This is a genomic window from Tenacibaculum soleae, from assembly GCF_001693415.1.
Taxonomy (GTDB): Bacteria; Bacteroidota; Bacteroidia; order Flavobacteriales; family Flavobacteriaceae; genus Polaribacter; species Polaribacter soleae.
Genome location: NZ_MAKX01000002.1, coordinates 175,863 through 198,239, shown reverse-complemented (window position 1 = coordinate 198,239; position 22,377 = coordinate 175,863). Strand labels below are relative to the sequence as shown.

Genomic DNA, 22,377 nt, shown 5'->3' with positions numbered 1-22,377 from the left:
TTTATATTAATGGTAATTTTACTGTAAATAAGCTTCCTTTACCTTTTTCACTTTCAACATGAACGCTACCTTGGTGGCTGTCTATAATTTCTTTTACATAGGCTAAACCTAAACCATGGCCTTTTACATTATGTATGTTTCCTTTATGTTCTCTATAAAATTTATCAAAAACATATTTCTGAGCATTTTTACTCATTCCTATTCCTTCATCTTTTATTTTAAAGATAAAATATTTGTTAGTACTTTCTGTATATACATCAATTTTAGGTGCTTCACTGGAGTATTTTAAAGCATTTTCTAACATGTTTACAATTATATTTGTTAGATGAAATTGATTACCTAATACTTCGGTTGATATTGCTTGAAAATGTGATGTTACACTTCCTTTTTTATCATCTACAAGTAACTGAATATGTTCAATAGCTTCTTCTATTGTGTCGTGCATATCAGTAGCATCCTTACTTATTTCTATTTGATTTTTTTCTAATCTTGAAATTCGTAATACATTTTCAACCTGACCATGCATACGTTTATTTTCCTCACGGATCATTTGTACGTAGCGTTTTACTTTGTCTTGATCTGCAATTATTTTAGGGTTTCTAATAGCATCTAAAGCTAAATTAATAGTAGCAATTGGTGTTTTAAACTCATGTGTCATGTTATTAATAAAATCTGTTTTTATTTCAGATATCTTTTTTTGACGTACTAGTTGATACAATGATGTTGAAAATGCTGCAATAATAATACCAATAAATAATAATGAGAGGCCTAAAATTTTCATCATTCCTGATAATAAATTTTTACGCTCATTAGGAAATTTTATATATAACTTATATTTGCTATTACCATTATCATCTTTAAACAAAGGGTAGCTAGCATCTTTTGGGTGTATATTAAAATATCCAGATTTTAACTGTGTTGCTAAACCATCTTCATAAACGCCATACTTAAAACTTTGCGTTATGTTCATTTTAGCCAATTCTTCTTGTATCGTAAAGTTTAGTTCTTTATTACTGATGCGCTGATTAATTGGGTATAGTCTATTTCGTTGACGCAACATATTTTCAATTAATTGCCTGTTAAATTTTGGGTAATTTTTAAAAGTTGAAAAACTGTTTTCTTCAGTAAAAGAATTAAAATCATTGTTTTCAGCCTTGATTACCTGCGAAAAATAAAAGTCTTCCTTACCAGAATAACGCTTTAAAACTATTGAGTCATTATTTATAAAATCTCCTGGCATTTTTATACTTTCACCTAAAATGGTAGTACCAAAGGTAAATTTTCTTTTATTAGTGGTGTCTATTTGTTGAAAAAGATAAGTGGTTATTTCGGCATCAGAAACAAATTTTTTATCTTTAAGAAACTCCTGATTATTTTGAAGAAATTCAGAGTACTCTCTATCTTTTATCCTTTCAGAAGTTCTAGCCAATGCAATTGTAACGTTGTTGTCAAATTGTTGCTGTTTATTCTTTATAGCATCCTTAATCCAATAAATTTGAACAGAGATGATTCCTATTAAAGAAATACTCATTAAAACAACAATAAGAATAAAGATTTTTTTACCCATTACTCAAAAATAAATCAATAAAATGAAGGGATATTCTCTTTTAACTTAGATTAACAGAGTTTGTGTAAAATTAAGATAATTTTAAGATAAATTATTAAGAAACTGCAACTTATTTATTATTTTTTGTTAAAATATTATGAATACGTAATGTTTCTTGTTGAGATTTAGTAAGTGTAAGGTTTTCAATGATGTAATGAGATTGTAATGTTTTTTTTTCTTGGCCCCATTGATTTTTAATTCTGTTTTTAACGGCTTCTATTGTAGTGTTATCTCTTTTTAAAATACGTTGAACCCTGATGTTTTCAGGCGCGGTTACAGTAATTATCTTATCACAAAAAGTATTGCTCCCATTTTCAAATAAAATCGCATTCTCATATAAAATGTAATCTTTTTTGGAGTTTTCAGAAATGAAATCTTGAAAATGATCATTTACAACAGGGTGTACAATACTATTTAAAATAGTTAGTTTTTGTTTGTTGTTAAAAACAATATTGGCTAAATATGGTCTGTTAAGTTGGTTGTTTTTGTATACTTCTTCTCCGAATATTGAAATTAATTGTATTTTTATCTCTTCAGAAGCGTTCATTAATTTTTTAGCTTCATTATCAGCAGTATATATTGCGATGTTTTTAAATTGTGAAAACATCTTTACAATGGTAGACTTTCCGCTACCAATACCACCTGTTATACCTATGACCATTATTTATGTATTAAAAAATCTATTTTTTTGGGACTTACTCTTATTTGAGTAACAAAATTTGGTGCTTCTACTATTTTGGGGGTTAAAAAAGAGGCCTCATTATTTTTAACTTGGTTGTAATCACATACAACTTTAAAAAGATTTGGGTTTACTTTATTAAAATTTTTTAATCCAACTTTATAGGTTATCTTGACTTTCTTCGGGAAAATATTTATTCCTTTGGGTGCATTTTTTATTAAAATAGGAATTTCAGTTTCTCCTTCAGTAAATTTATCAACGATAATATTTACTTTCACATTGCTAATAGTTGCTTTAATGTTTTTAGGCACATTAATTGTAGTATTTATAGTAGTACTTTCAGAAACATTTTCAAGCTTTATACTTTGTAAATTCAAAAAGTTAATTTCTTTTAATAGCGATTGTTCTCCTGAAATTAACACTGAATCTGGGTTTAAATTTATAGGTTTTGCTAAATCATGACCAAGTTGAAAAGTGATGTCTAAATCGGTTTTTATAGGTACTTTTTTAGAGTGCAAAGTTCCTATTTTTAAAGGTATTGTATCTCTTTTAGTGCTAATTAATTTTATGCCTGATTTTAACTGATCCTGTATTTCTGTTTGTATTTTTTTTGTTAAAAAATAATAGTCAGTAGCTTTTTTTTTGTTTATTTTTTTTAAATCTAACCTCAAAGCATTACTTGTTAAATTTGTAGAAATCAATTTAAAACCACTGCCTTTTACAAGCAGGATTATTTTTTTTATAGGAGTGGCTATAATTGTTTTATCAACAGGTAAATTAGTATATACTGTATCTATTGTTATTTCAGTTGTATATTCTTTTGAAAGGTTTATTAGCAGCCAAAAGAAAACAGAAGCTAGTAAAAAGCCAAAAAAGGTTTTAGGTATGTTTAATTTTTTTTTCAAAATGATCAATATATTGCAATCTACATAAAAAACAAAAAAGAGCGCTAATTAGCGCTCTTTTTTTATGATAAAATACTTAGGTTATTTTTTAACCTCAGTATTGTATTTTTTGCTTAATTCCATAGAAATGGCTGAGCGTTCAAATTTTATTTTACCTGCGCCGGTTTCAATAATAATGGTATTGTCATTTTCATTAATTTCAACAATTTTACCATGAATACCACTACTTGTAACTATTTTGATACCCTTTTTAACAGTTGTTTGAAAGTTTTTTTCATTTTTTTGACGTTTCATTTGTGGGCGAATAATCAAAAAATAAAAAACACCAATCATGGCTACGAACGGAAGCATGTTCATAATGCTTTCTTGTGTGCTTGCTTGTAAAAACATTATACAGCTCTGTTTTTAGGAGTTACCATACCAGAAATTTTTAAAACTTCTCTTCCTTTTTTAGTGTTAGTAGTTAAGGTAATAGACTTTGATTGCCTGTTTGGTTTACCGTTTGTGTTAAAACTAACTTGAATTTCGCCTGTTTTACCAGGTGCAATAGCTTCTCTAGGCCATACAGGTACCGTACAACCACAACTAGCTTTTGCATTTGTAATAACTAAATCAGTTTTACCAGTATTGGTTACTGTAAAAGTCGTTTTTACAACTTCACCTTCGGTAACAGTACCAAAGTTATACTCTTCTTTATCAAAAGAAATAGAAGCTGCTCCTGCATTAATAGATACATCTCTTTTTTCAGCGTTTTCTATATTTTCTTTTTTTACTTTAGATGCTGCATTTCCATTACCACAAGAAACAAATACTCCTGTTGAAAGAATGAATGCAATTGCTACTGCTATTTTCTTCATTTTACTATGTTTTAATTTATTTGTTGTAAAAATAATAATTTTATAATAAACCTCTTCCAATTTTAACCATCTTATCAGAAGCTAAATAGTCTTTTGATAGTTTGTCTAAAACACCGTTAATAAAATAACCACTTTTATTGGTTGAGTAATCTTTGGCTAGTTCAATATATTCGTTAATACTTACTCTACTTGGTATTGATGGGAAATGTAAAAATTCGGTAATTGCCATTTTAATAATAATCATATCAATATCGGCAATTCTATCAGCTTCCCAATTCGGAGTTTTATCAATAATATCTTCTTGATATTTGTGTTGATTTAATACTGTTTTTGTAAATAAATCCCCCACAAATTGTTTGTCTTCACTGTCTTTATATAAGCTTCCTAAAATAAAAGGATTTTGTATTTTTTGTTTGTTTAATGATTTAACAATCCAAGTATTAACAAAAGGGATATCATCTACCCAAGAAATCATTTTATCTTCAAAATAATCTGCTAACTTTTCATTAGGAGCTATAATTTCTTTAAAAAAATCAATAATAAAAGCACGGTCTACATTGTATGAATCTTCTATAGTATCCATATATTTTAAATACAAATCACTTTTTTGTAATTCATCTAAAATGATACGCACGTATTCATTATCAAGTTGCCAAAAGTTTAAGTTGTTTAGTTCAACATATCCTTCAAGGCTAACGCTCTCATTAAGTTTATTAATAAGTTTGTTATTGATAAATTTTTCGTTAGGATTTAATTCTTCTTTTGTTGCAAGTATTTTTTTCTTAGCTAGTAATGCTCTTTTGTTAGCTAATTTTTGAACTTCAACTAATAACTGAAGATTAAGTACGTATAAATCATACATTTTTTGAATACTGTGTTTTAAGAATTTTTCTTCTTTTACAATATCATCACTCTGCGATTGCTGCATTGCATAAACCGACTGCATTACCTTAACTCGAATATGTCTTCTGTTAATCATTTTAAAGAACTTTAAAAAAAAGAGCGATAGAAACTATTTCTAACGCTCTGCAAAAGTAAAACTTTTTTATTTTTTATCTAGCTATTTTGCTCTTTTTTACGAGCATCAATTCTTGCTTGTGCAATATTAAAAGCAGCTTGATGTGTTGTGATGCTTTCTTTTTCTGCTAAGTTAAAAATATCTAAAGTTGTATTATAAATATTTTCGGTTCTTTTTAAGCTTTCAACCTTGTCATAGCCAGCAACTTCAGCATAAACATTTATAATTCCACCAGCATTAATTAAGAAATCAGGTGCATAAGCAATCCCTTTTTCTCTTAACAAAGTACCATGTTTTAATTCGTTAGCCAATTGGTTGTTTGCTGCACCAGCAATAACCTTAGCTTTTAATTGTGAGATACTGTGGTCATTTACCGTAGCACCTAAAGCACATGGAGCATAGATATCAATATCTAATCCGTAAATATCATTACCTAATACTACGTTTGCGCCGTATTTTTTACTTAATTCTTCTAAACGGGCTTCGTTAATATCATTTAATATTACTTGCGCACCTTCATCAGTAATGTGTTTTACTAAAGTTTCTCCAACATGTCCAACACCTTGTACTAATACTTTTTTACCATCTAAATTTTCTGTTCCAAAGCGGTATTTAGCAGCAGCTTTCATTCCCATGTAAACTCCATACGCAGTTACTGGAGATGGATTTCCAGACCCACCAATAGCTTCAGAAACACCTGTTACATGTGGAGTAACTTCACGAATAATATCCATATCACGAGTTTCCATACCAACATCTTCTGCCGTAATATATTTACCGCTCAAAGAATTTACATACTCACCAAATTTACGCATTAACGCGTCGTTTTTTTGAGTTTTTGCATCTCCAATAATTACAGCTTTACCACCTCCAAGATTTAATCCTGTAATGGCAGATTTATAAGTCATTCCACGAGATAAACGTAAAACATCGTTAAGAGCATCCCATTCACTTTTATATTGCCACATTCTAGTACCTCCTAAAGCAGGTCCTAAAGTTGTATTGTGAATACCAATTATTGCTTTTAAACCAGTATCTTCGTCGTTACAAAAAACGATTTGTTCGTGATTGTCAAAAGACAATTGACCGAATACTGGGTCGTTTTTAAGATCTTTAGTATCAATGATTTCTGATGTCATTTGTTTTGTTTTTTTATTTGAGAATGTTTTAATAATCTCAAAAATTAGAGTACAAAAATATGAAATCGTTAAAACATAAGCAAAAAATGATAGCTTAATTATGATGTCTTTAACAAAAGGTCTTTATTTGTATGAAATTTTAACTTAAAAATAATTTTTACATTGAAAGCATTAAAATACCTTAATAAGTACTTTATAAAATATAAATGGCGATTGTTATTGGGGATATTAATTACAGTGTTAGCAAAGGTTTTAACGCTTAAAATTCCAGATTTTGTTGGTGAGTCACTAAATGTAGTTGAAGATTATCAATTAGGAAAACTAACTGATTTATCTGAAGTGAAATCAATTTTGTTTAATAATATATTATTGATAATAGTGGTAACTTTATTAGGTGGTTTTTTCACTTTTTTAATGCGACAAACTATTATAGTAATGTCAAGAATGATAGAGTTTGATTTAAAAAATGAAATTTTTGAACAATATCAGCGTTTATCAATTAATTTTTATAAGAAGAATAGAACGGGCGATTTAATGAATCGTATAAGTGAAGATGTATCTAAAGTACGTATGTATTTTGGGCCTGCAATCATGTATTCTTTAAATATGCTGGTTTCGCTTATAATTGGTTTTAGTCAGATGTATGCAATTTCACCAAAGCTAACTTTGTACACCATGATACCGTTTCCTATTTTATCAGTATCTATTTTTGTGTTAAGTAAACAGATTAATAAAAAAAGTGTTATAGTTCAGCAATACTTATCAAAATTAACCACATTTAATCAAGAGTTTTTTTCAGGAATTAATGTAGTAAAATCATATGCAATTGAAAAAGCTGTTATTTCTTCTTTTGATGAAATAGCTGACCAAAGTAAAGATAAAAATATTGAGCTGCATAAGATTCAAGCCTTATTTTTTCCACTGATGATATTGTTAATAGGTATTAGTAATATTATCGTATTATATATAGGAGGTAAACAATACATCGCAGGTGAAATACAATTAGGTGCTATAGGCGCATTTGTAATGTATGTAAATATACTTACTTGGCCGGTAGCTGTTGTTGGTTGGGTTACATCGATGGTACAACAAGCTGAAGCTTCGCAACAAAGAATTAATGAGTTTTTAAAACAGGTTCCTGAAATTAGTAATACTGAAGATGTTGAGACAAAAGTTGAAGGAAATATTGAATTTAAAAACGTTTCATTAACTTATGATGATACCAATATTACGGCTTTAAATAATGTGAATTTAAAAATAAACAAAGGAGAAACGTTAGCTATTTTAGGAAAAACAGGAAGTGGAAAAACGACTATTATAAATTTAATTTCACGTTTGTACGATGCTAGTGAAGGAGCTGTGTTAATTGATGGCAAAAACATTAAAGATTGTAATTTATATGATGTAAGAAATCAGATTGGTTTTGTACCACAAGATCCTTTTTTATTCTCAGATACGATTCAGAATAATATAAAGTTCGGCAAAGAAAACGCAACAGAACAAGAAATTATTCAAGCTGCTAAAAATGCGGTAATTCACGAAAATATAATAGCCTTTAAAGAAGGATATCAAACCATTTTAGGTGAAAGAGGGGTTACCTTATCAGGAGGCCAAAAGCAACGAACTTCTATCGCAAGAGCGATTATAAAAAATCCTAAAATTTTAATTTTCGATGATTGTTTATCAGCAGTTGATACCGAAACAGAAGAACAAATTCTTTCTAATTTAGAACGTGTATCAAACGAAAAAACAACAATCATTATTAGTCATAGAGTTTCATCAGCAAAAAATGCCGATAAAATTATTGTACTAGATAAAGGTAGGGTTATTCAGCAAGGTGTTCATAATCAATTAATAAAAACAGCAGGTTATTATAAAGAGTTGTATGAACAACAACTTTTAGAAAAAGAAATGTAATGTTTCGTATTGCCAAATCAATTATTTTGTTAGATTTGTTGAGCAATTTTAAGTAAACAATTATTATTTAAGAATAAGATTATGAGTGAAAGGGAGAGAGTAGAACAAGAAGAGATTTTTTCACAAGTTTTAAGAGCAGGTAGAAGAACTTACTTTTTTGATGTAAGGTCTACCAAAGCAGATGATTATTATTTAACAGTAACAGAAAGTAAAAAGTTTACACACGATGATGGATCTTTTCATTATCAAAAGCATAAAATTTACTTATATAAAGAAGATTTTTCAGATTTTAAAGAGATGTTAAATAAAGCTACTGATTTTATTGTAAACGAAAAAGGATCAGAAGTAATAAGTGAGCGTCACCAAAAAGATTATAAAAAAGAAGAGGCAATAGAAGAGGTAGAAAAATCAGCCTCAGCTGAAAGTTTTACAGACGTTTCTTTTGATGATATATAGCAGAGAAAACTGTTAGTAAAATTAAATAAACGATTAGTTTATATTTTACTAAAAAATCAATTCAAATTCAATTTACACAAAGAAAAGCATTAACCTTATTAGGTTGATGCTTTTTAATTGAATAGCACTTTTTTCATCGTTTTTGTTTTAGCGACGGTTTCATTCCATTCATTTTTAGGGTTGCTTTCTTTGGTTATTCCGCCACCTACAAAAATATAAGCAGTGTTATTTTTAACTTCCATGCATCGTAAATTTACAAAAAGTTCAGAAGTGTTTTTATTTTGACTTTTTAAATTTAATTCTCCCAAAAAACCAGTGTAGTATGTTCGGTTGTAGTTTTCATTATTTAAAATAAAATCTTTTGAAGGTTTTAAAGGTAAACCACAAACAGCTGGAGTTGGGTGTAGTTTTTTTATTAAAACAGTGGTTGTAGTTAACAATTCGCCAGAAATTTGTGTTTTTAAATGCAATAAATTACCTGCTTTAATAGTTTCAACAGCACCTTTTGTTATTTTTTTGCAAATAGGTGCTAATTTATCGGTAATATAATCAGTAACAAATTGCTGTTCAGTTATTTCTTTTGGTTGCCAATTAACTTCTTTATTAACTTCATAAACCTGTGTTCCTGCCAACGACATTGTTTTAAAATTGTTGCCCTTAATTTTAACTAAAGTTTCAGGAGTAGCTCCTAACCACATGCCAACTTTAGGATGAAACCATAAATAAGTAAAAGCATTTGGGTAGTTTTTAAGTAATTTTTTTAAAGTTATTATTGGGTTAAAATCAGTTAAATCAATAGCTTCTTTCCTTGATAAAACCACTTTTTTAAATTGCTTATTATCAATAGCGTTAATCCCTTTTTTAATTAATTCAATATGTTTTTCTTCTGATGAATTGTTTGGTTTAATTTGATTCTTTTTAATGTAATCAAGAGTTGTAGTTATGTTTTCTTCAAAAAAAAAGGATTGATTTTTTGGGAGTAAAATAGCATCATATTTATCGTTAAAAGGAGCAAAAATAAAGCCGCTTTCATCATATTTATCCGAAGTAAACAACGTGTCATTTTTTTGAAACCATCCTTTTAAAATTGATGAATTTGGTTTAGAATAAACAACAAACGGAAGTTGATTATCGAGTGCTTTTTTTATGTTTAAAAATATATCCAATCTAATTATTTTTTATCTAAAACAATATTGGTAATCTTACATAGAGAAATTAAATTATTATTTTCATCAACAATTTTAACTTCCCATAAATGCGTTGTTCTTCCTTGGTGAACTGCTTTAGCAGTAGCAAAAACCACTCCTTCTTTTTTACTTTTTAGGTGGTTAATACTTAACTCAATTCCTTTTACAATTTTAGTTGAGTCGTTTAAAAAAAAAGCTGAAGCAGAGCTCCCAACAGTTTCAGCTAAAGCAGCTGTAGCACCTCCATGTAAAATTCCGTAAGGTTGATGTACTTTTGAGTTTACAGGCATTCTTGCAGTTAAAAAATTATCGCCAACCTCAGTAAATTCAATCTGAAGTGTTTCCATCAATGTATTTTTGTTAAAACCGTTAAGTATATCGAGAGATTTTTGTGTATCCATTTAATTAAAAATTATCATTCAAAAATACGTATTTTTGTGGCGACAAAAAATGATAGAATGTATAAAGTACGCGTAATTTTAGATACCAAAGAAGATGTTATTAGAACCTTAGTTTTTGATGAGGTTAAATCGTTAGAAAATTTACATTTTGATATTGCAAAATCATTTGGTTTTAATGGGCAGGAAATGGCTTCTTTTTACCGTACTGATGAAGATTGGAATCAAGGGGAGGAAATTCCATTATTTAACATGGCAGAAGCTGGTGAAGGTGTATCAATGGCAACTTGTATTTTAAATGAAACACTACCAAATATCAATGATAAATTGATTTATGTGTATGATTTTTTACAAATGTGGACGTTTTACGTTGAAATCGTAGAACAATCAGATGAGGTAGTTACCGAATCTAAAATAATTTTAACGGTAGGTGAAATTCCTGATGAAGCTCCTGAAAAAGAGTTTAAAGCAACAGCAACCGATGATTTAGAGGATGACTTTAATGATGATTTTCCAAGTTTTGAAAATATAGATGACTTTGATTTTTAATGAAGAGTTAGTTTAATTTTTGTAATCATTAAAAAAGCTCCTTGTTTTAAATAAAACAAGGAGCTTTTTATTATATGTTTTTGTTATTTAAAATACGTTTTCTTATTCTACTTAAAGCTTCAGGAGTAATACCTAAGTAGGAGGCAATCATATACTGTGGTACTCTTTGTGTAACCTTAGGCCTCTCTTTCACTAAATTCTCATATCTTTCTTTTGGGGTGTTTAAAATAAAAGAAGCTTTAATATCACAAACAATAATGTATAAGTTCTCAGCTAATTTTTTACCAAAAACCGTAAAGTTAGGTATAACTTTATAAGCTTCATCAACCACTTTCTTATTAAATATAATTACAGTACTATCTTCAATAGCTTGTAAATAGCTAAGTGAATTTTTTTGAGTAAGAAAACTACTATAATCTGTACAAAAGTTTTTCTCAAAGAAAAATTGTTTACTGTATTCTTGTCCATCAACACTATAAAAAGACCTAAAAGCACCTTCATTAATAAAAGCAACAAAATCACACACTTTTCCTTGTGTTAGTAAAAAATCATTTTTAGCTATTTTTTTTACGACGGTATTAGTCTTGATAAAGTTCGCAGACTCTTCGCTTATAGGGATAAATTGCTTAAAGAAATCAATAACTTGTTTATGCATGGTAGGTAAACTTTTGTTGTTAAAATTGAAAACGATAGCCAAAGTCTGGAAAAAAACCAGCTTGATTTACTTGTTCTACGGTATTGGTTGTTCTGTTGTACTTTTTTACAAAAATATTCTCTTTATCTGTAATATTTTGCAGATCAACATATAATTTATGAGAACTTTTTCGCTTTTTACTATTAAAAATTACTCCTATTTTTAAATCTAAGCGCATGTAGTTGTCATATTGCTTGCTAAACGCATTGGAGTTATCTAGTATTTGATAACCAGCAACTTTTGAAGCTTCAAGATTTACAGGTGTAAAATATTTACCACCTGCAGTAACAAAACGAGTATCTATTGAGAGTATCGTGTTTTTACTAGCTCCTAATTTAAATTCTTTTCCTGTTAAAAAATTAAAAACATACCCGTTATTAAAAGGAGTGTTTCTTTTTATACCATCACTTCCTTTGTAAGTACTATCGAATATTGAGCTTGTAATTAAAGCATGGTAACCTTTACTAAATGATTTTTCTAAAGTAAGTTCAAGTCCTTGATTAATTCCTGTACCAGCATTAGTTAAATTGGTTTTATCTGAAGAAAAAGTAAAATCGGCTCCTTCAGTTAGTGAAGAATAGCTAGATGGAGTTTTATCAACCGCAGCATTTTTAATTGTTTGATGATATAATTCTAATTTACCTCTCCATTTTGGCGCTATTTTCACATCATACCCAAGTACAAAATGATTACTTTTAATAAAATCAAGGTTTTTATTTGGTTGCGTATTTATACCATCTATTTTCTTATTTAAAAATACTAATGGACTCGGTGTGTTTTGATGATGTAATCCATATCCAAAATTAAGAGCGTGTTTAGGATGCAATTGCCAGTTTATAGATGCACGAGGCTCAATAACAAATTGCTCGTTTAAATCACTATACATTGCATGTAACCCTGTGTTAAGAATCAACTTTTTCGAAAGCCTATATTTACTTTGTATATAAGGTTGAAAAATGGTGTAGTCACCTTTAATTTTTCTAATAGTAACTAAATCAGGATTACCATCATTATCGTTATCAGGCTGTTCCGATCTGTCTTTTCTGTCATAATCTATATTAAAGTTTTCAGCTAAAAACCCTGTTCTTAACGTTAGTCTTTGATTTATTTTGGTGTTATACATTGTTGAAAAAATAAGACGAGTCTCCTTATCTATATTTTCTGTATATTTTAAATTACTTTGTAAAGGTGTGTTTAAATTTAGTATACGTTCTTCTTTGTAATCATTTTTATTAAAAGTACCAGCTATAATTGTCTTTAAATAAGAGTTATTTGTAAGTTGTAATTTATGTTTTAAGCCAACAAGTGCTACATTAGATATAACGAAAGAATTTTCATCTGGAGCAGAGAATAAATCATCTTTATCGTAATCTTTACCTAAGAAATCAATACTAGAGTCTCCAATAAGCCCAAATAAAGAAAACTCACCTAACTTACTTTTACCGAAATCTATATTAAAAGAAACATCCATATAGTTAGGAGTATCACTAGTACCTCCACCATTTATTAAGCCTATTAAAGAATATCTGGCAGCAATTAAAAAAGAACCATTATTTTTTTTGTTAAAAGGCCCTTCGGCACTTAATTCTATTCCTGAAAAAGCACCCATTTGAAAAGAAAATTCGTTGGTATCTTTATTTCCTTTTCTAAAACCTAAATCAAAAACACCACCAATAGCATTTCCGTACTCAGCAGGGAAAGCAGAAGTAATAAAGTCAGAATTTTTAAGCATATTTGGATTTAGAGCAGAAATTGGGCTTCCTGTTGTACCTAGGGTTGAAAAATGATTAGGACTTGGTATTGGAATACCTTCTAAACGCCATAATAATCCAGTAGGTGAGTTTCCTCTAACTACAATATCATTTCTACTGTCGTTAGGAGCAGCAACTCCCGCAAAATTACTAGCAAGTCTAGCAACATCACTTCTTCCACCAGCGTATCTACCAACTTCTTTAATACCAAACTGACGGGCTGATATTGAGGTGAATTTATTTCTAGCTTTAAGTTTACTGGTGTTAGAACTTGTAATAACTATTTCATTAAGTTGATTAAAGTTTTCAGTTAATGCAATTGTAAGAGAAATATCTTTACCCGAATTTACTTCAATATCTGGTATGGTACTATTTTCGTAACCCACGTAGCTAACTCTTATAACTTGTCTTCCTAAAGGAATGTTATTAAGAGTAAAATAACCATCAATATCGGTAGTTGTACCTATAGGTGTTTTTGAATTTAGTAGTTCTATTGTCGCTCCAATAAGAGGAAGTTCAGACTGTTTATCTATAACCAAACCCTTGATAACCCCATTTTGTCCGTATAAAAAACAACTTAATAAAAGTAAAAGAATACTGCTTATTTTTTTCATAATAAAATAAATGTTAATTTCATACAAAGATGTTTTATAACAATTATCTTTTCATTGATGATAATCAATAACGTATTTTTTAACTAAAAATTAGGAGTATTTATTCACAAAAGATTACTTTTATAGTATGGCACAACTTATAAAACTATATAACGACAATCCAAACGCTAAAGAAATAGCAAAAATTGTAAAAATATTACAAAATGGCGGATTAATAATTTACCCAACCGATACTGTATATGGGTTAGGTTGTGACATAACCAATACAAAAGCATTAGAAAAAATAGCCAAAATAAAAGGAGTAAAGTTAGAAAAAGCTAACTTTTCTTTCATTTGTAACGATTTGAGTCATCTTTCAGATTACGTAAAACAGATAGATACAGCTACTTTTAAAATTTTAAAAAGAGCTTTACCAGGACCATACACTTTTATTTTGCCAGGCAGTAACTCGTTGCCAAAAGTATTTAAAAAACGTAAAACAGTCGGAATTCGTGTACCAGATAATAATATAGCAAGAGAAATTGTAGCGGCTTTAGGCAACCCAATCGTATCAACTTCTATTCACGATGAAGACGAAGTTATTGAGTATACAACTGATCCTGAATTGATTTTCGAAAAATGGCAAAACATGGTTGATCTTGTTATTGATGGTGGTTTTGGTGATAACTATGCATCAACAGTAATAGATTTAACCGATGGTTACCCAGAGGTAATTAGAGAAGGAAAAGGGAGTTTAGATATTTTGTAATTAATTTTTTGAAGCTATTTCCCGCTTTCCGCACTCGCTCTCTGCGAGGAGCTCAAACAAACGCTACAATCGGGGCTAGGCTATTTTTGAGGTTTGTTTTTTAAAATTTATTTTTTCGCTGAAACGATGTTAAAAAAACATCATCATGCTGAATTTATTTCAGAATCATATTCAAAAGGGTAAAAAATTACTTTAAATCCTCAAACTTCTTCCTACCCAAAGCATAATATTGCCAAACAACAGAAGGTGTTTTGTAATAAGAGTTGCTTTTTGTGGTGTTTTTTCTTTTATTTAAAAACTTAAATAAATTAACATAAAAACTAAAATGTGCTTTTATAATAGCAAAAGTATGATTCGGTTTTCCTTCAAGTAAAAATTTAATTCCAGCCAATCCGTCAAAAACTAAACGAAAAAATATAATTATAAAAAGTTTAGAAGTAGGTAAGTTTTTTAATAAGCTTAATAAGCTATTTCTAAAATTTAAATACGTTTTTTTTGGATTTAAAGTTGAAAGTGTAGCTCCACCAACATGATACACGGTAGCGTTACCAACATATTTAATATCAAAATTGTTGTTTTTTGCCCGCCAACACAAATCAATTTCTTCTTGATGTGCGAAAAAATCTTCGTCAAAACCGTTTAGTTGATGAAAAACACTGGAGCGAATAAAAAAACATGCTCCTGAAGCCCAAAAAATTTCAGAAACATCATTAAACTGACCGTTGTCGGCTTCTAAATCGTTAAAAACACGACCTCTACAAAACGGATATCCAAATTTATCAATAAAACCACCACCAGCACCTGCGTATTCAAACTTTGTTTTATCCTTAAAATCTAAAATTTTAGGTTGAATAATAGCGGTATTTTTTTCGTTTTTAAAAACCTCTAAAATAGGTGTTAGCCAATTTTTGGTTACTTCAATATCTGAATTTATAAGGCAATAAATATCAGCTTTAATATGTTGTAAAGCATCATTATAGCCTTTAGCATACCCACCGTTTGTAGTATTTTGTACAATTTTTACAGTAGGATAGTTTTGCTTGATAAATTCAATAGAATCATCAGTTGAAGCATTGTCGGCAACATAAACATCGGCTTCTTGCGAGCTAAAATTTACGATTGATGGTAAAAACTGTTCTAATAACTGTTTACCATTCCAATTTAATATAACGATTGCTGTTTTCAAGAGTGCGAATTTACGTTATTAATATTATTTTTTAAGCGTAAAAAATATGTAGTTTAGGCCAATTGTTTTGCCAAGATTTATTTTTAATTCTTTTACGGTATATTTCTAAATCAAAATGCGGAGTTGGTTTTACAATAAGATTGAATAAATCTTCTAAACCATGTGGAGCAATAATTTGAAATGAGTTATCTATAGTTAGTTTTACAGCAATAGCAGTTGCTGTTTCTGGCCAAAAAGAAATCGCATGGTAACAGTTATTATAGTGAGGCTGCTTATTACGAATATGCATACGCGCTTGGTTTTTTACAGACCAATTTACTGTTGAATTAATGCGAGTCAACTGTTGTTCAAGCAATATATCTATCTTTGGCGAGCAATTGTTGGCATTGAAATAAATAAGATCAATATCATGTAAAGGAGTTCTAGCTTTATGATGCTTATGATCCCAAATTTTATTTCGAATAAAACCGGCCCCAATCCAGCAATCAGGAAGATTCAAATTCCTAACAGTTTTTAAGATGTTGAGCATCCACTCATCATTTTTGATTATTTCAATCAACTCTAAGGTTAAGTTTGGTTTCATGAAATAAATTATTGATAATTAGGAATGTCTTTTAAAAAAATATAGGTTTCATTTTCTTTATCTAACTTGCAAAAATAATGATGTAATCCGTTTGTAACCACTAAGTAGTTGGCGTTTAATTTTAAATTGTAACGTGCAATTTGATCAAAAGTATCTTGTGAAATTTTAATTTTAGGTGCTTTACATTCTACAATTATATCTGGCATTCCATCCGAAGAAAAAATAACAATATCGGTACGTTTTTTTAAGTTATTTATTGTGAGTTGTTTTTCAATAGCAATTAACGAAACAGGGTATTTTTTTTCATCAATTAAATACTGTACAAAATGTTGTCGCACCCACTCTTCAGGAGTTAGTACCAAGTATTTTTTTCGCCATTTATCAAAAATAAGCGTCTTATTTTCGTTACTTTTGAGCTTAAATATATAGTTGGGCAGATTTAGTTTTTGCATGCTTCAAAAGTAAGGAAATGAACGAAATTAAAAATATTATATCTGATATAAAAGGAGGAAACATACAACCTATTTATTTTTTAATGGGTGAGGAATCGTATTATATTGATAAAATTTCAGATTATATTGAAGAAAATGTGCTCGATGAATCTGAAAAAGGTTTTAATCAGGTAGTTATGTATGGTCGTGATGTTACCATTGATGAAATTATTTCATCAGCAAAACGGTATCCAATGATGGCAGATCGTCAGGTAATTATTGTAAAAGAAGCGCAAGATTTAAGTCGCACGATTGATAAAATTGAGGCCTACGCTGCAAATCCGCAACCAACTACGGTGTTGGTTTTTAATTATAAATATAAAAAGTTAGATAAGCGTAAAAAAACCTACAAAGCCATTGCTAAAAACGGATTAATTTATGAGAGTAAAAAATTATATGAAAATCAGGTTGCTGATTGGATTCGTAGAGTTTTAGGTGGAAAAAAATATAATATAGAGCCAAAAGCTTCACAGATGTTGGTTGAGTTTTTAGGAACTGACTTGAGTAAAATAGCAAATGAGTTAGATAAATTAACTTCAGTTTTATCAAAAGATACCATTATTACCGATAAGCATATTGAAGAAAATATTGGAATTTCTAAAGATTTTAATAATTTTGAGCTACGTAAAGCTATTGGGCAAAGAGAGGTGGTAAAGGCTAATAGAATTATTAATTACTTTGGGCAAAACCCGAAAAATAATCCGTTAGTGATGACTATCTCATTATTAAATAGTTTTTTTACACAATTACTGATGTATCACGGATTAAAAGACAAGTCAAAAGCATCAGTAGCTAAAAATTTGGGAGTTAATCCTTATTTTGTTGATGATTATACTTCGGCAGCACGTAATTACCCAATGCGAAAGGTGTCACAAGTAATCGCTTTATTACGTGAAGCAGATGTGAAAAGTAAAGGAGTAGGAGCCAATCAATCTCATGCTGATATCTTAAAGGAATTACTGTTTAAAATTATGCATTAATTTTTAAATTTATAGAGTTTTTAGGTGTTTTGACAAACAGCGTTTTACCATTCACCTGTACTTTGATGTCATTCGTCGATACTTAATTTTTTTTAATCGATGGTTATTCATATTCTTCCTTTTTTAATAGATTTTTACATTTGCTATTTAATTAAAAACATATAAATGCAAGAAAGATTGAAAATTTTATTCATAGAAGATGATGTGGTAGAAACGATGAAGATGAATAGAACAATAAAAAGGTTGAAGGCTCATCATGATATTAGAGAAGCTAAGAATGGTGAAGAAGCTTTACTAGCATTGAAAGATGAAAATGAATTACCAGATATTATTTTATTAGACCTTAATATGCCAAAAATAAACGGAATAGAATTTTTAGGGATCTTAAAAGCAGATGATAAATTAAAATATATACCGACAATAGTTCTTACAACATCAAATAACCGTAAAGATGTTTTAGAATGTTATAAAATAGGTATTGCTGGTTATGTGTTAAAACCTCTAAAATACGAAGACTATGTATCTAAACTAGAAAAGTTATTATCGTATTGGAGTATTAACGAATTAATAAAAGGTTAAATGAAAGGTATTGTATTTACAGAGTTTTTAGAGTTAGTCGAAATTAAATTTGGTTTAGAAGTTGTTGACGAAATAATTGAAAAATCAAACCTTCCTTCGCAAGGAGTTTATACATCTGTGGGTACTTATGATTTTTCAGAAATGTTATCACTTTTAATTAGTTTAAGTGATAAAACTAAAATAAGTATAGACGATTTATTATTGGTTTATGCAGAGCATTTTTTTAGTGTGTTGGTTAGTAGTTATCCAACTTTAATTGAAAAATATAATGACCCTATTGAAATGTTGGCATCTATAGAAAATCATATACATGTTGAGGTTATGAAAATATATCCAGAAGCTGAACTGCCTACTTTCGAAATTGTTGAAAAAACAAATGATTCGTTAATTATGATTTATAAATCTAGTAGAGCTATGTACTATTTTGGTTTAGGTTTAATGAATAAAACTTTTGAACATTTTAATTCTAGTGCAAAAATTGTATTAGAAAAATTAAAAGAAGATGGTACCGAAGTTAAGTTTATTATAACTAGAGATAAATGAGTACTAAAAGAATTGAAATATTAGAAAGAGCATTATTAAGAGAGAAAAAAGCAAGGAAAGCAGCTGAAAAGATATTAGAGCAAAAGGCTTTGGAGCTGTATAAAGTAGCTGGTGAACTTAAAAAAACTAATAATACTTTAGAAAACCTTCTTTCTCAAAAAGATATTGAACTTAAGGGATTTTATAAGAATATTGTTGATGCATATTGTGTTATGGATATGCACGGTAATGTGATAGAAATGAATAATGCTGCAATTCAATTATTGAAAATTGAGGAGGACATGAATACTTTAAACCTCACAGATTTTACTTTAAGAGAAGATAAGGGACTTGTTATAAATGCCTTTAAGTCATTAAAAGAGAAAGGAGAATTTAAAGATTTAATAATTAGAGTTGTAGATGCTAAAAAAGCAATAAAACAAGTACATATTAATGCTAGTTTAATTTTTAATGAGAATGGTAAACCTTTTGCTATTCAGGGAATTGCTAGAGATATAACCGAAGATCAAAAGCTTAAAAAAAGTATATCAGAATCAGAAAGTAGGTTAAAGATTTTAATCGAAAATCTTGATAGTGGAATTTTATTGGAAGATGAAAATAGAAATATTATAGTATCCAATAAAAAATTCTGTGAAATATTTTCAGTACCAGTTGCACCAGAACTATTAATTGGTCAAGATTGCAAAGCTGCATTAGAAAATTTAAAACATTTAATAAAAAATTCAGATGAGTTTGTTACTACTATTAATCAGTTAATAGAAAATAAAAAAGAAGCCCTATCACAAGAAATAAAAATGGCTAATGGTAAAGTTTTATTAAGAAATTATACACCAATTTTTAGCGGTAAAGAGTTAAAAGGACATTTATGGAGTTATAAAGATGTTACTGTTGAAAGGCAGATTCAAGAAAACCTTGTAGAGTCTGAAAATAATTTAAAAACCTTAATTCAGAATCTAGATCATGGGATATATATGGAGGATGAAAATGGTATTGCAATACTTGCCAATAAAAAGCTATGTGAGCAATTTTATATGCCTATGTCTCCTGATTTAATTACAGGTCAAGATTTTTCAAATGGAGCTGAAGAAAGCAAAATATTGTTTACAAACCCAGAAGAATTTTATAATCGTTACCAAGAAACTATAACCAATAAAAAAGTAGTTATTGGAGATGAGTTAGAAATGGTAGATGGTAAAATATTAGAACGAAACTACTTTCCGATATTTAAAAATAATAAGTTTAGTGGTCACCTTTGGAGTTTTAATGATGTTACCTTAAAGAGGTCTTATGATAAAAACATAGAAACACAGAAACAAAAATACAGTAATATTATTGCCAACATGAACTTGGGTTTGGTAGAAATAGATACTGATAATAATATTATAATGATAAATCAAAGTTTTATGGATTTATCAGGCTATACTAAAGAAGAACTAATAGGAAGATCTGCAATAAATTTTTTAATAGCTGATCAAAGTAAAAAGAAGGCAAGTAAAATAGCTAAATCAACTTTTAAAGAAGAGTTAGGTTCTTTTGAACTAGAAATAAAAAATAAAAAAGGAGAATTAAAATCATGGCTAATAAGTACAGCTCCCAATTACGATGAAAAGGAAAACGTAACAGGCTCTATAGGTGTGGTTTTAGATATTTCAGATTTGAAAAACTTACAAAATCAGAAAGAAATTCTTCTAAAAAATTTAGAAAAAAGTAATGAAGAACTAGAGGAGTATGCACATATAGTATCTCATGATTTAAAATCGCCGTTACGAAGTATTTTTGCACTAGTATCTTGGCTTAAAGAAGATAATCAAGATAAATTAGAAAAAGAAAGTTTAGAGAACATAAAGTTAATTGAATCTACTTTAGAAAAAATGGAACAATTAATAACAGATATTTTAAATTACTCTAGTGTAACCTCAAATACCAATACGATTAGCTCTGTAAATTTAAATACTGTAGTTGAGGGTATTAAACAACTATTATTTTTTCCAGATCATATAACCTTAAAAATAAAAAATACATTACCCATTATTCAGGGTGATAAAGTAAGGTTTCAACAACTTTTTCAAAATTTAATAAGTAATGGAATAAGATACATTGATAAAGAAATAGGAGAAATAATTATTGATGTACAAGAATTTAGTACACATTATAAATTTTCAGTTAGTGATAATGGAATAGGAATCGAAAAAGAATATTTTGATAAAATTTTTAAAATTTTCCACTCACTTAATGAAAATAAAGAATCTACGGGAATTGGTTTGTCAATCGTAAAAAAGATAGTTTCATTATACAATGGTGAAGTTTGGTTAGATAGTAAAACAGGAGAAGGCACAACGTTTTACTTTACAATAAAAAAATAAGATGGAAGAAAAACCTAACATAAATTATATAAATGAACTGGCAGGAGATGATATTGCTTTTAAAAAACAATTAATAGCTGTAATAAAGAATGAATTTCCGACTGAGATTAAAACCTATTTTGAAAATTTAGAAAAAGAAGATTACAAAAAACTAGCTTCTGATGTACATAAAATTAAACATAAAATTAGTATTTTAGGACTTGAAAAAAGTTATAATTTTGCTGTAGATCATGAAGATAATCTAAAAGAAGGTAATCCGAGTTTAAAAGACGGGTTTAACACTATCTTGCAAAATATTACAGAATTTTTAAATAAGCTTTAAAATTTTATGACAAGTATTATTATTGATGACGAAGCTACGGCAAGAATTATATTACAACACTTATGTGATAATATTGACGATATTGATGTCATAGATTCTTTTTCAAACGCTATAGATGCTATAAAGTTTTTAAATAAAAATGAAGTAGATCTTATTTTTTTAGATATACATATGCCTGGTTTTACGGGAATGGATTTTGTTCAAACTCTTAAAAATCCTCCCAAAATAATATTAATATCATCAGATAAACAATTTGCCATAGAGGCATTTGAATATAATTTTATTTTAGATTATTTAATTAAACCATTATCATTACCAAGGTTAAAAAAAGCACTTAATAAAGTAGCAGAAAGTAAAAGTGTAAAGCCAAAAGTTACTGAGAACTCGTCAGAATCAAATGTTTCTTCAGGTAAAGAACTATTTATTAATATAGATAGACGCTTGATTAAAATAAACATTTCAAGTATAAAACTTATACAGGCAAAAGGTGATTATATTTTATTAAAAACAGATTCACAAAATTATACAGTACATTCAACTCTAAAGAAAATTGTAGATAAACTTCCTACAAATCAATTTTTAAAAGTACATAGGTCTTATGTTATTAATACTTCAAAAATTATTGATATTGAAGATAATAGTGTGTTAATAGATAGAGATGTAATTCCTGTAAGCCGTTCTAATAGACCAGAACTTATGAGACGTTTAAATTTACTTTAAACATATTTATATACTATTCAACGATATATAAAGTTGCTTCATCGAATAAGTAAATCATAATTTTTACAGATTATTTATTTTTGATATCATTC

24 protein-coding genes are annotated in these 22,377 nt (G+C 28.6%); 10 read left to right on the top strand and 14 right to left on the bottom strand.

Going from position 1 to position 22,377, the window contains the following annotated elements; translation table 11 throughout:
- Position 1 precedes the first annotated feature (1 nt).
- The 7 genes from BA195_RS08175 to BA195_RS08145 all read right to left on the bottom strand — a co-directional run bounded on the left by BA195_RS08175 (position 2) and on the right by BA195_RS08145 (position 6,204).
- On the bottom strand, positions 2 to 1,567 hold the full coding sequence (locus tag BA195_RS08175; protein WP_068704337.1) for a sensor histidine kinase: 1,566 nt from the start codon (positions 1,565 to 1,567) through the stop codon (positions 2 to 4).
- A gap of 109 nt (positions 1,568 to 1,676) precedes the next feature.
- Positions 1,677 to 2,267: a dephospho-CoA kinase gene (gene coaE / locus BA195_RS08170; protein ID WP_068704334.1), complete on the bottom strand. Its 591-nt coding sequence runs from the start codon at positions 2,265 to 2,267 to the stop codon at positions 1,677 to 1,679.
- The gene (locus BA195_RS08165; RefSeq protein WP_068704332.1) at positions 2,267 to 3,190 is read right to left on the bottom strand and encodes a CdaR family protein; all 924 of its coding nucleotides are present in this window, start codon (positions 3,188 to 3,190) and stop codon (positions 2,267 to 2,269) included. The genes coaE and BA195_RS08165 overlap by 1 nt, the downstream gene beginning before the upstream one ends.
- An 81-nt stretch (positions 3,191 to 3,271) precedes the next feature.
- On the bottom strand, positions 3,272 to 3,580 hold the full coding sequence (gene yajC, locus BA195_RS08160) for a preprotein translocase subunit YajC (RefSeq protein ID WP_068704329.1): 309 nt from the start codon (positions 3,578 to 3,580) through the stop codon (positions 3,272 to 3,274).
- Positions 3,580 to 4,047 (bottom strand): DUF1573 domain-containing protein, encoded by a 468-nt coding sequence (locus tag BA195_RS08155; protein ID WP_068704815.1) that lies wholly within the window; start codon positions 4,045 to 4,047, stop codon positions 3,580 to 3,582. The genes yajC and BA195_RS08155 overlap by 1 nt, the downstream gene beginning before the upstream one ends.
- Before the next feature lie 40 nt (positions 4,048 to 4,087).
- The gene (gene nusB / locus BA195_RS08150; RefSeq protein ID WP_068704325.1) at positions 4,088 to 5,026 is read right to left on the bottom strand and encodes a transcription antitermination factor NusB; all 939 of its coding nucleotides are present in this window, start codon (positions 5,024 to 5,026) and stop codon (positions 4,088 to 4,090) included.
- A 77-nt stretch (positions 5,027 to 5,103) separates the two neighbouring features.
- Positions 5,104 to 6,204, bottom strand: a complete 1,101-nt coding sequence (locus BA195_RS08145) for a Glu/Leu/Phe/Val family dehydrogenase (protein ID WP_068704323.1) — start codon at positions 6,202 to 6,204, stop codon at positions 5,104 to 5,106.
- Positions 6,205 to 6,366: 162 nt separating this feature from the next.
- Between BA195_RS08145 and BA195_RS08140 the strand changes: the two genes are divergently transcribed.
- Both BA195_RS08140 and BA195_RS08135 read left to right on the top strand, forming a co-directional pair.
- Positions 6,367 to 8,121, top strand: coding sequence for an ABC transporter ATP-binding protein (locus tag BA195_RS08140; RefSeq protein ID WP_068704321.1), 1,755 nt, complete (start codon positions 6,367 to 6,369; stop codon positions 8,119 to 8,121).
- 81 nt (positions 8,122 to 8,202) lie between these two features.
- On the top strand, positions 8,203 to 8,577 hold the full coding sequence (locus tag BA195_RS08135) for a PUR family DNA/RNA-binding protein (RefSeq protein ID WP_068704318.1): 375 nt from the start codon (positions 8,203 to 8,205) through the stop codon (positions 8,575 to 8,577).
- A gap of 113 nt (positions 8,578 to 8,690) precedes the next feature.
- Here BA195_RS08135 and BA195_RS08130 read toward each other — a convergent pair whose 3' ends face one another.
- On the bottom strand, positions 8,691 to 9,743 hold the full coding sequence (locus BA195_RS08130; protein WP_068704316.1) for an isochorismate synthase: 1,053 nt from the start codon (positions 9,741 to 9,743) through the stop codon (positions 8,691 to 8,693).
- 5 nt (positions 9,744 to 9,748) lie between these two features.
- A complete protein-coding gene (locus BA195_RS08125; RefSeq protein ID WP_068704314.1) occupies positions 9,749 to 10,165 on the bottom strand; it encodes a PaaI family thioesterase in 417 nt (138 codons plus the stop codon).
- A gap of 57 nt (positions 10,166 to 10,222) precedes the next feature.
- Here BA195_RS08125 and BA195_RS08120 point away from each other — a divergent pair, with 57 nt between their 5' ends.
- Complete coding sequence (locus tag BA195_RS08120; protein ID WP_068704312.1) at positions 10,223 to 10,711, top strand: IS1096 element passenger TnpR family protein; 489 nt, start codon at positions 10,223 to 10,225, stop codon at positions 10,709 to 10,711.
- Between the two features lie 70 nt (positions 10,712 to 10,781).
- Here BA195_RS08120 and BA195_RS08115 read toward each other — a convergent pair whose 3' ends face one another.
- Both BA195_RS08115 and BA195_RS08110 read right to left on the bottom strand, forming a co-directional pair.
- The gene (locus BA195_RS08115) at positions 10,782 to 11,366 is read right to left on the bottom strand and encodes a Crp/Fnr family transcriptional regulator (protein WP_068704813.1); all 585 of its coding nucleotides are present in this window, start codon (positions 11,364 to 11,366) and stop codon (positions 10,782 to 10,784) included.
- Between the two features lie 19 nt (positions 11,367 to 11,385).
- Entirely contained in the window at positions 11,386 to 13,770 is a 2,385-nt protein-coding gene (locus BA195_RS08110; RefSeq protein ID WP_068704310.1) for a TonB-dependent receptor, read from the bottom strand.
- 127 nt (positions 13,771 to 13,897) lie between these two features.
- Here BA195_RS08110 and BA195_RS08105 point away from each other — a divergent pair, with 127 nt between their 5' ends.
- Positions 13,898 to 14,518, top strand: coding sequence for an L-threonylcarbamoyladenylate synthase (locus BA195_RS08105; RefSeq protein WP_068704309.1), 621 nt, complete (start codon positions 13,898 to 13,900; stop codon positions 14,516 to 14,518).
- 187 nt (positions 14,519 to 14,705) lie between these two features.
- Here the strand turns inward: BA195_RS08105 and BA195_RS08100 are convergent, their stop codons facing one another.
- The 3 genes from BA195_RS08100 to BA195_RS08090 are packed head-to-tail and all read right to left on the bottom strand — an operon-like array spanning position 14,706 to position 16,739.
- Complete coding sequence (locus tag BA195_RS08100) at positions 14,706 to 15,704, bottom strand: glycosyltransferase family 2 protein (protein ID WP_068704307.1); 999 nt, start codon at positions 15,702 to 15,704, stop codon at positions 14,706 to 14,708.
- A 31-nt stretch (positions 15,705 to 15,735) separates the two neighbouring features.
- Positions 15,736 to 16,287 carry a nucleotidyltransferase family protein gene (locus BA195_RS08095; RefSeq protein WP_068704305.1) on the bottom strand — a complete coding sequence of 184 codons (552 nt, stop codon included), beginning with the start codon at positions 16,285 to 16,287 and terminating at the stop codon, positions 15,736 to 15,738.
- Positions 16,288 to 16,295: 8 nt separating this feature from the next.
- Entirely contained in the window at positions 16,296 to 16,739 is a 444-nt protein-coding gene (locus BA195_RS08090) for a type I restriction enzyme HsdR N-terminal domain-containing protein (RefSeq protein ID WP_068704304.1), read from the bottom strand.
- A gap of 17 nt (positions 16,740 to 16,756) precedes the next feature.
- On the opposite strand from BA195_RS08090, the gene holA reads away from it, so the two are divergent.
- The 6 genes from holA to BA195_RS08060 all read left to right on the top strand — a co-directional run bounded on the left by holA (position 16,757) and on the right by BA195_RS08060 (position 22,285).
- Positions 16,757 to 17,758 (top strand): DNA polymerase III subunit delta, encoded by a 1,002-nt coding sequence (gene holA / locus BA195_RS08085; RefSeq protein ID WP_068704303.1) that lies wholly within the window; start codon positions 16,757 to 16,759, stop codon positions 17,756 to 17,758.
- A gap of 165 nt (positions 17,759 to 17,923) precedes the next feature.
- Positions 17,924 to 18,337 carry a response regulator gene (locus BA195_RS08080; RefSeq protein WP_068704302.1) on the top strand — a complete coding sequence of 138 codons (414 nt, stop codon included), beginning with the start codon at positions 17,924 to 17,926 and terminating at the stop codon, positions 18,335 to 18,337.
- On the top strand, positions 18,338 to 18,880 hold the full coding sequence (locus BA195_RS08075; protein WP_068704301.1) for a heme NO-binding domain-containing protein: 543 nt from the start codon (positions 18,338 to 18,340) through the stop codon (positions 18,878 to 18,880).
- Positions 18,877 to 21,243 (top strand): PAS domain-containing sensor histidine kinase, encoded by a 2,367-nt coding sequence (locus BA195_RS08070; protein ID WP_068704299.1) that lies wholly within the window; start codon positions 18,877 to 18,879, stop codon positions 21,241 to 21,243. The genes BA195_RS08075 and BA195_RS08070 overlap by 4 nt, the downstream gene beginning before the upstream one ends.
- Before the next feature lies 1 nt (position 21,244).
- Positions 21,245 to 21,565, top strand: a complete 321-nt coding sequence (locus BA195_RS08065; protein WP_068704297.1) for a histidine kinase — start codon at positions 21,245 to 21,247, stop codon at positions 21,563 to 21,565.
- 6 nt (positions 21,566 to 21,571) lie between these two features.
- Entirely contained in the window at positions 21,572 to 22,285 is a 714-nt protein-coding gene (locus BA195_RS08060) for a LytR/AlgR family response regulator transcription factor (protein WP_068704295.1), read from the top strand.
- Positions 22,286 to 22,377: the final 92 nt, after the last annotated feature.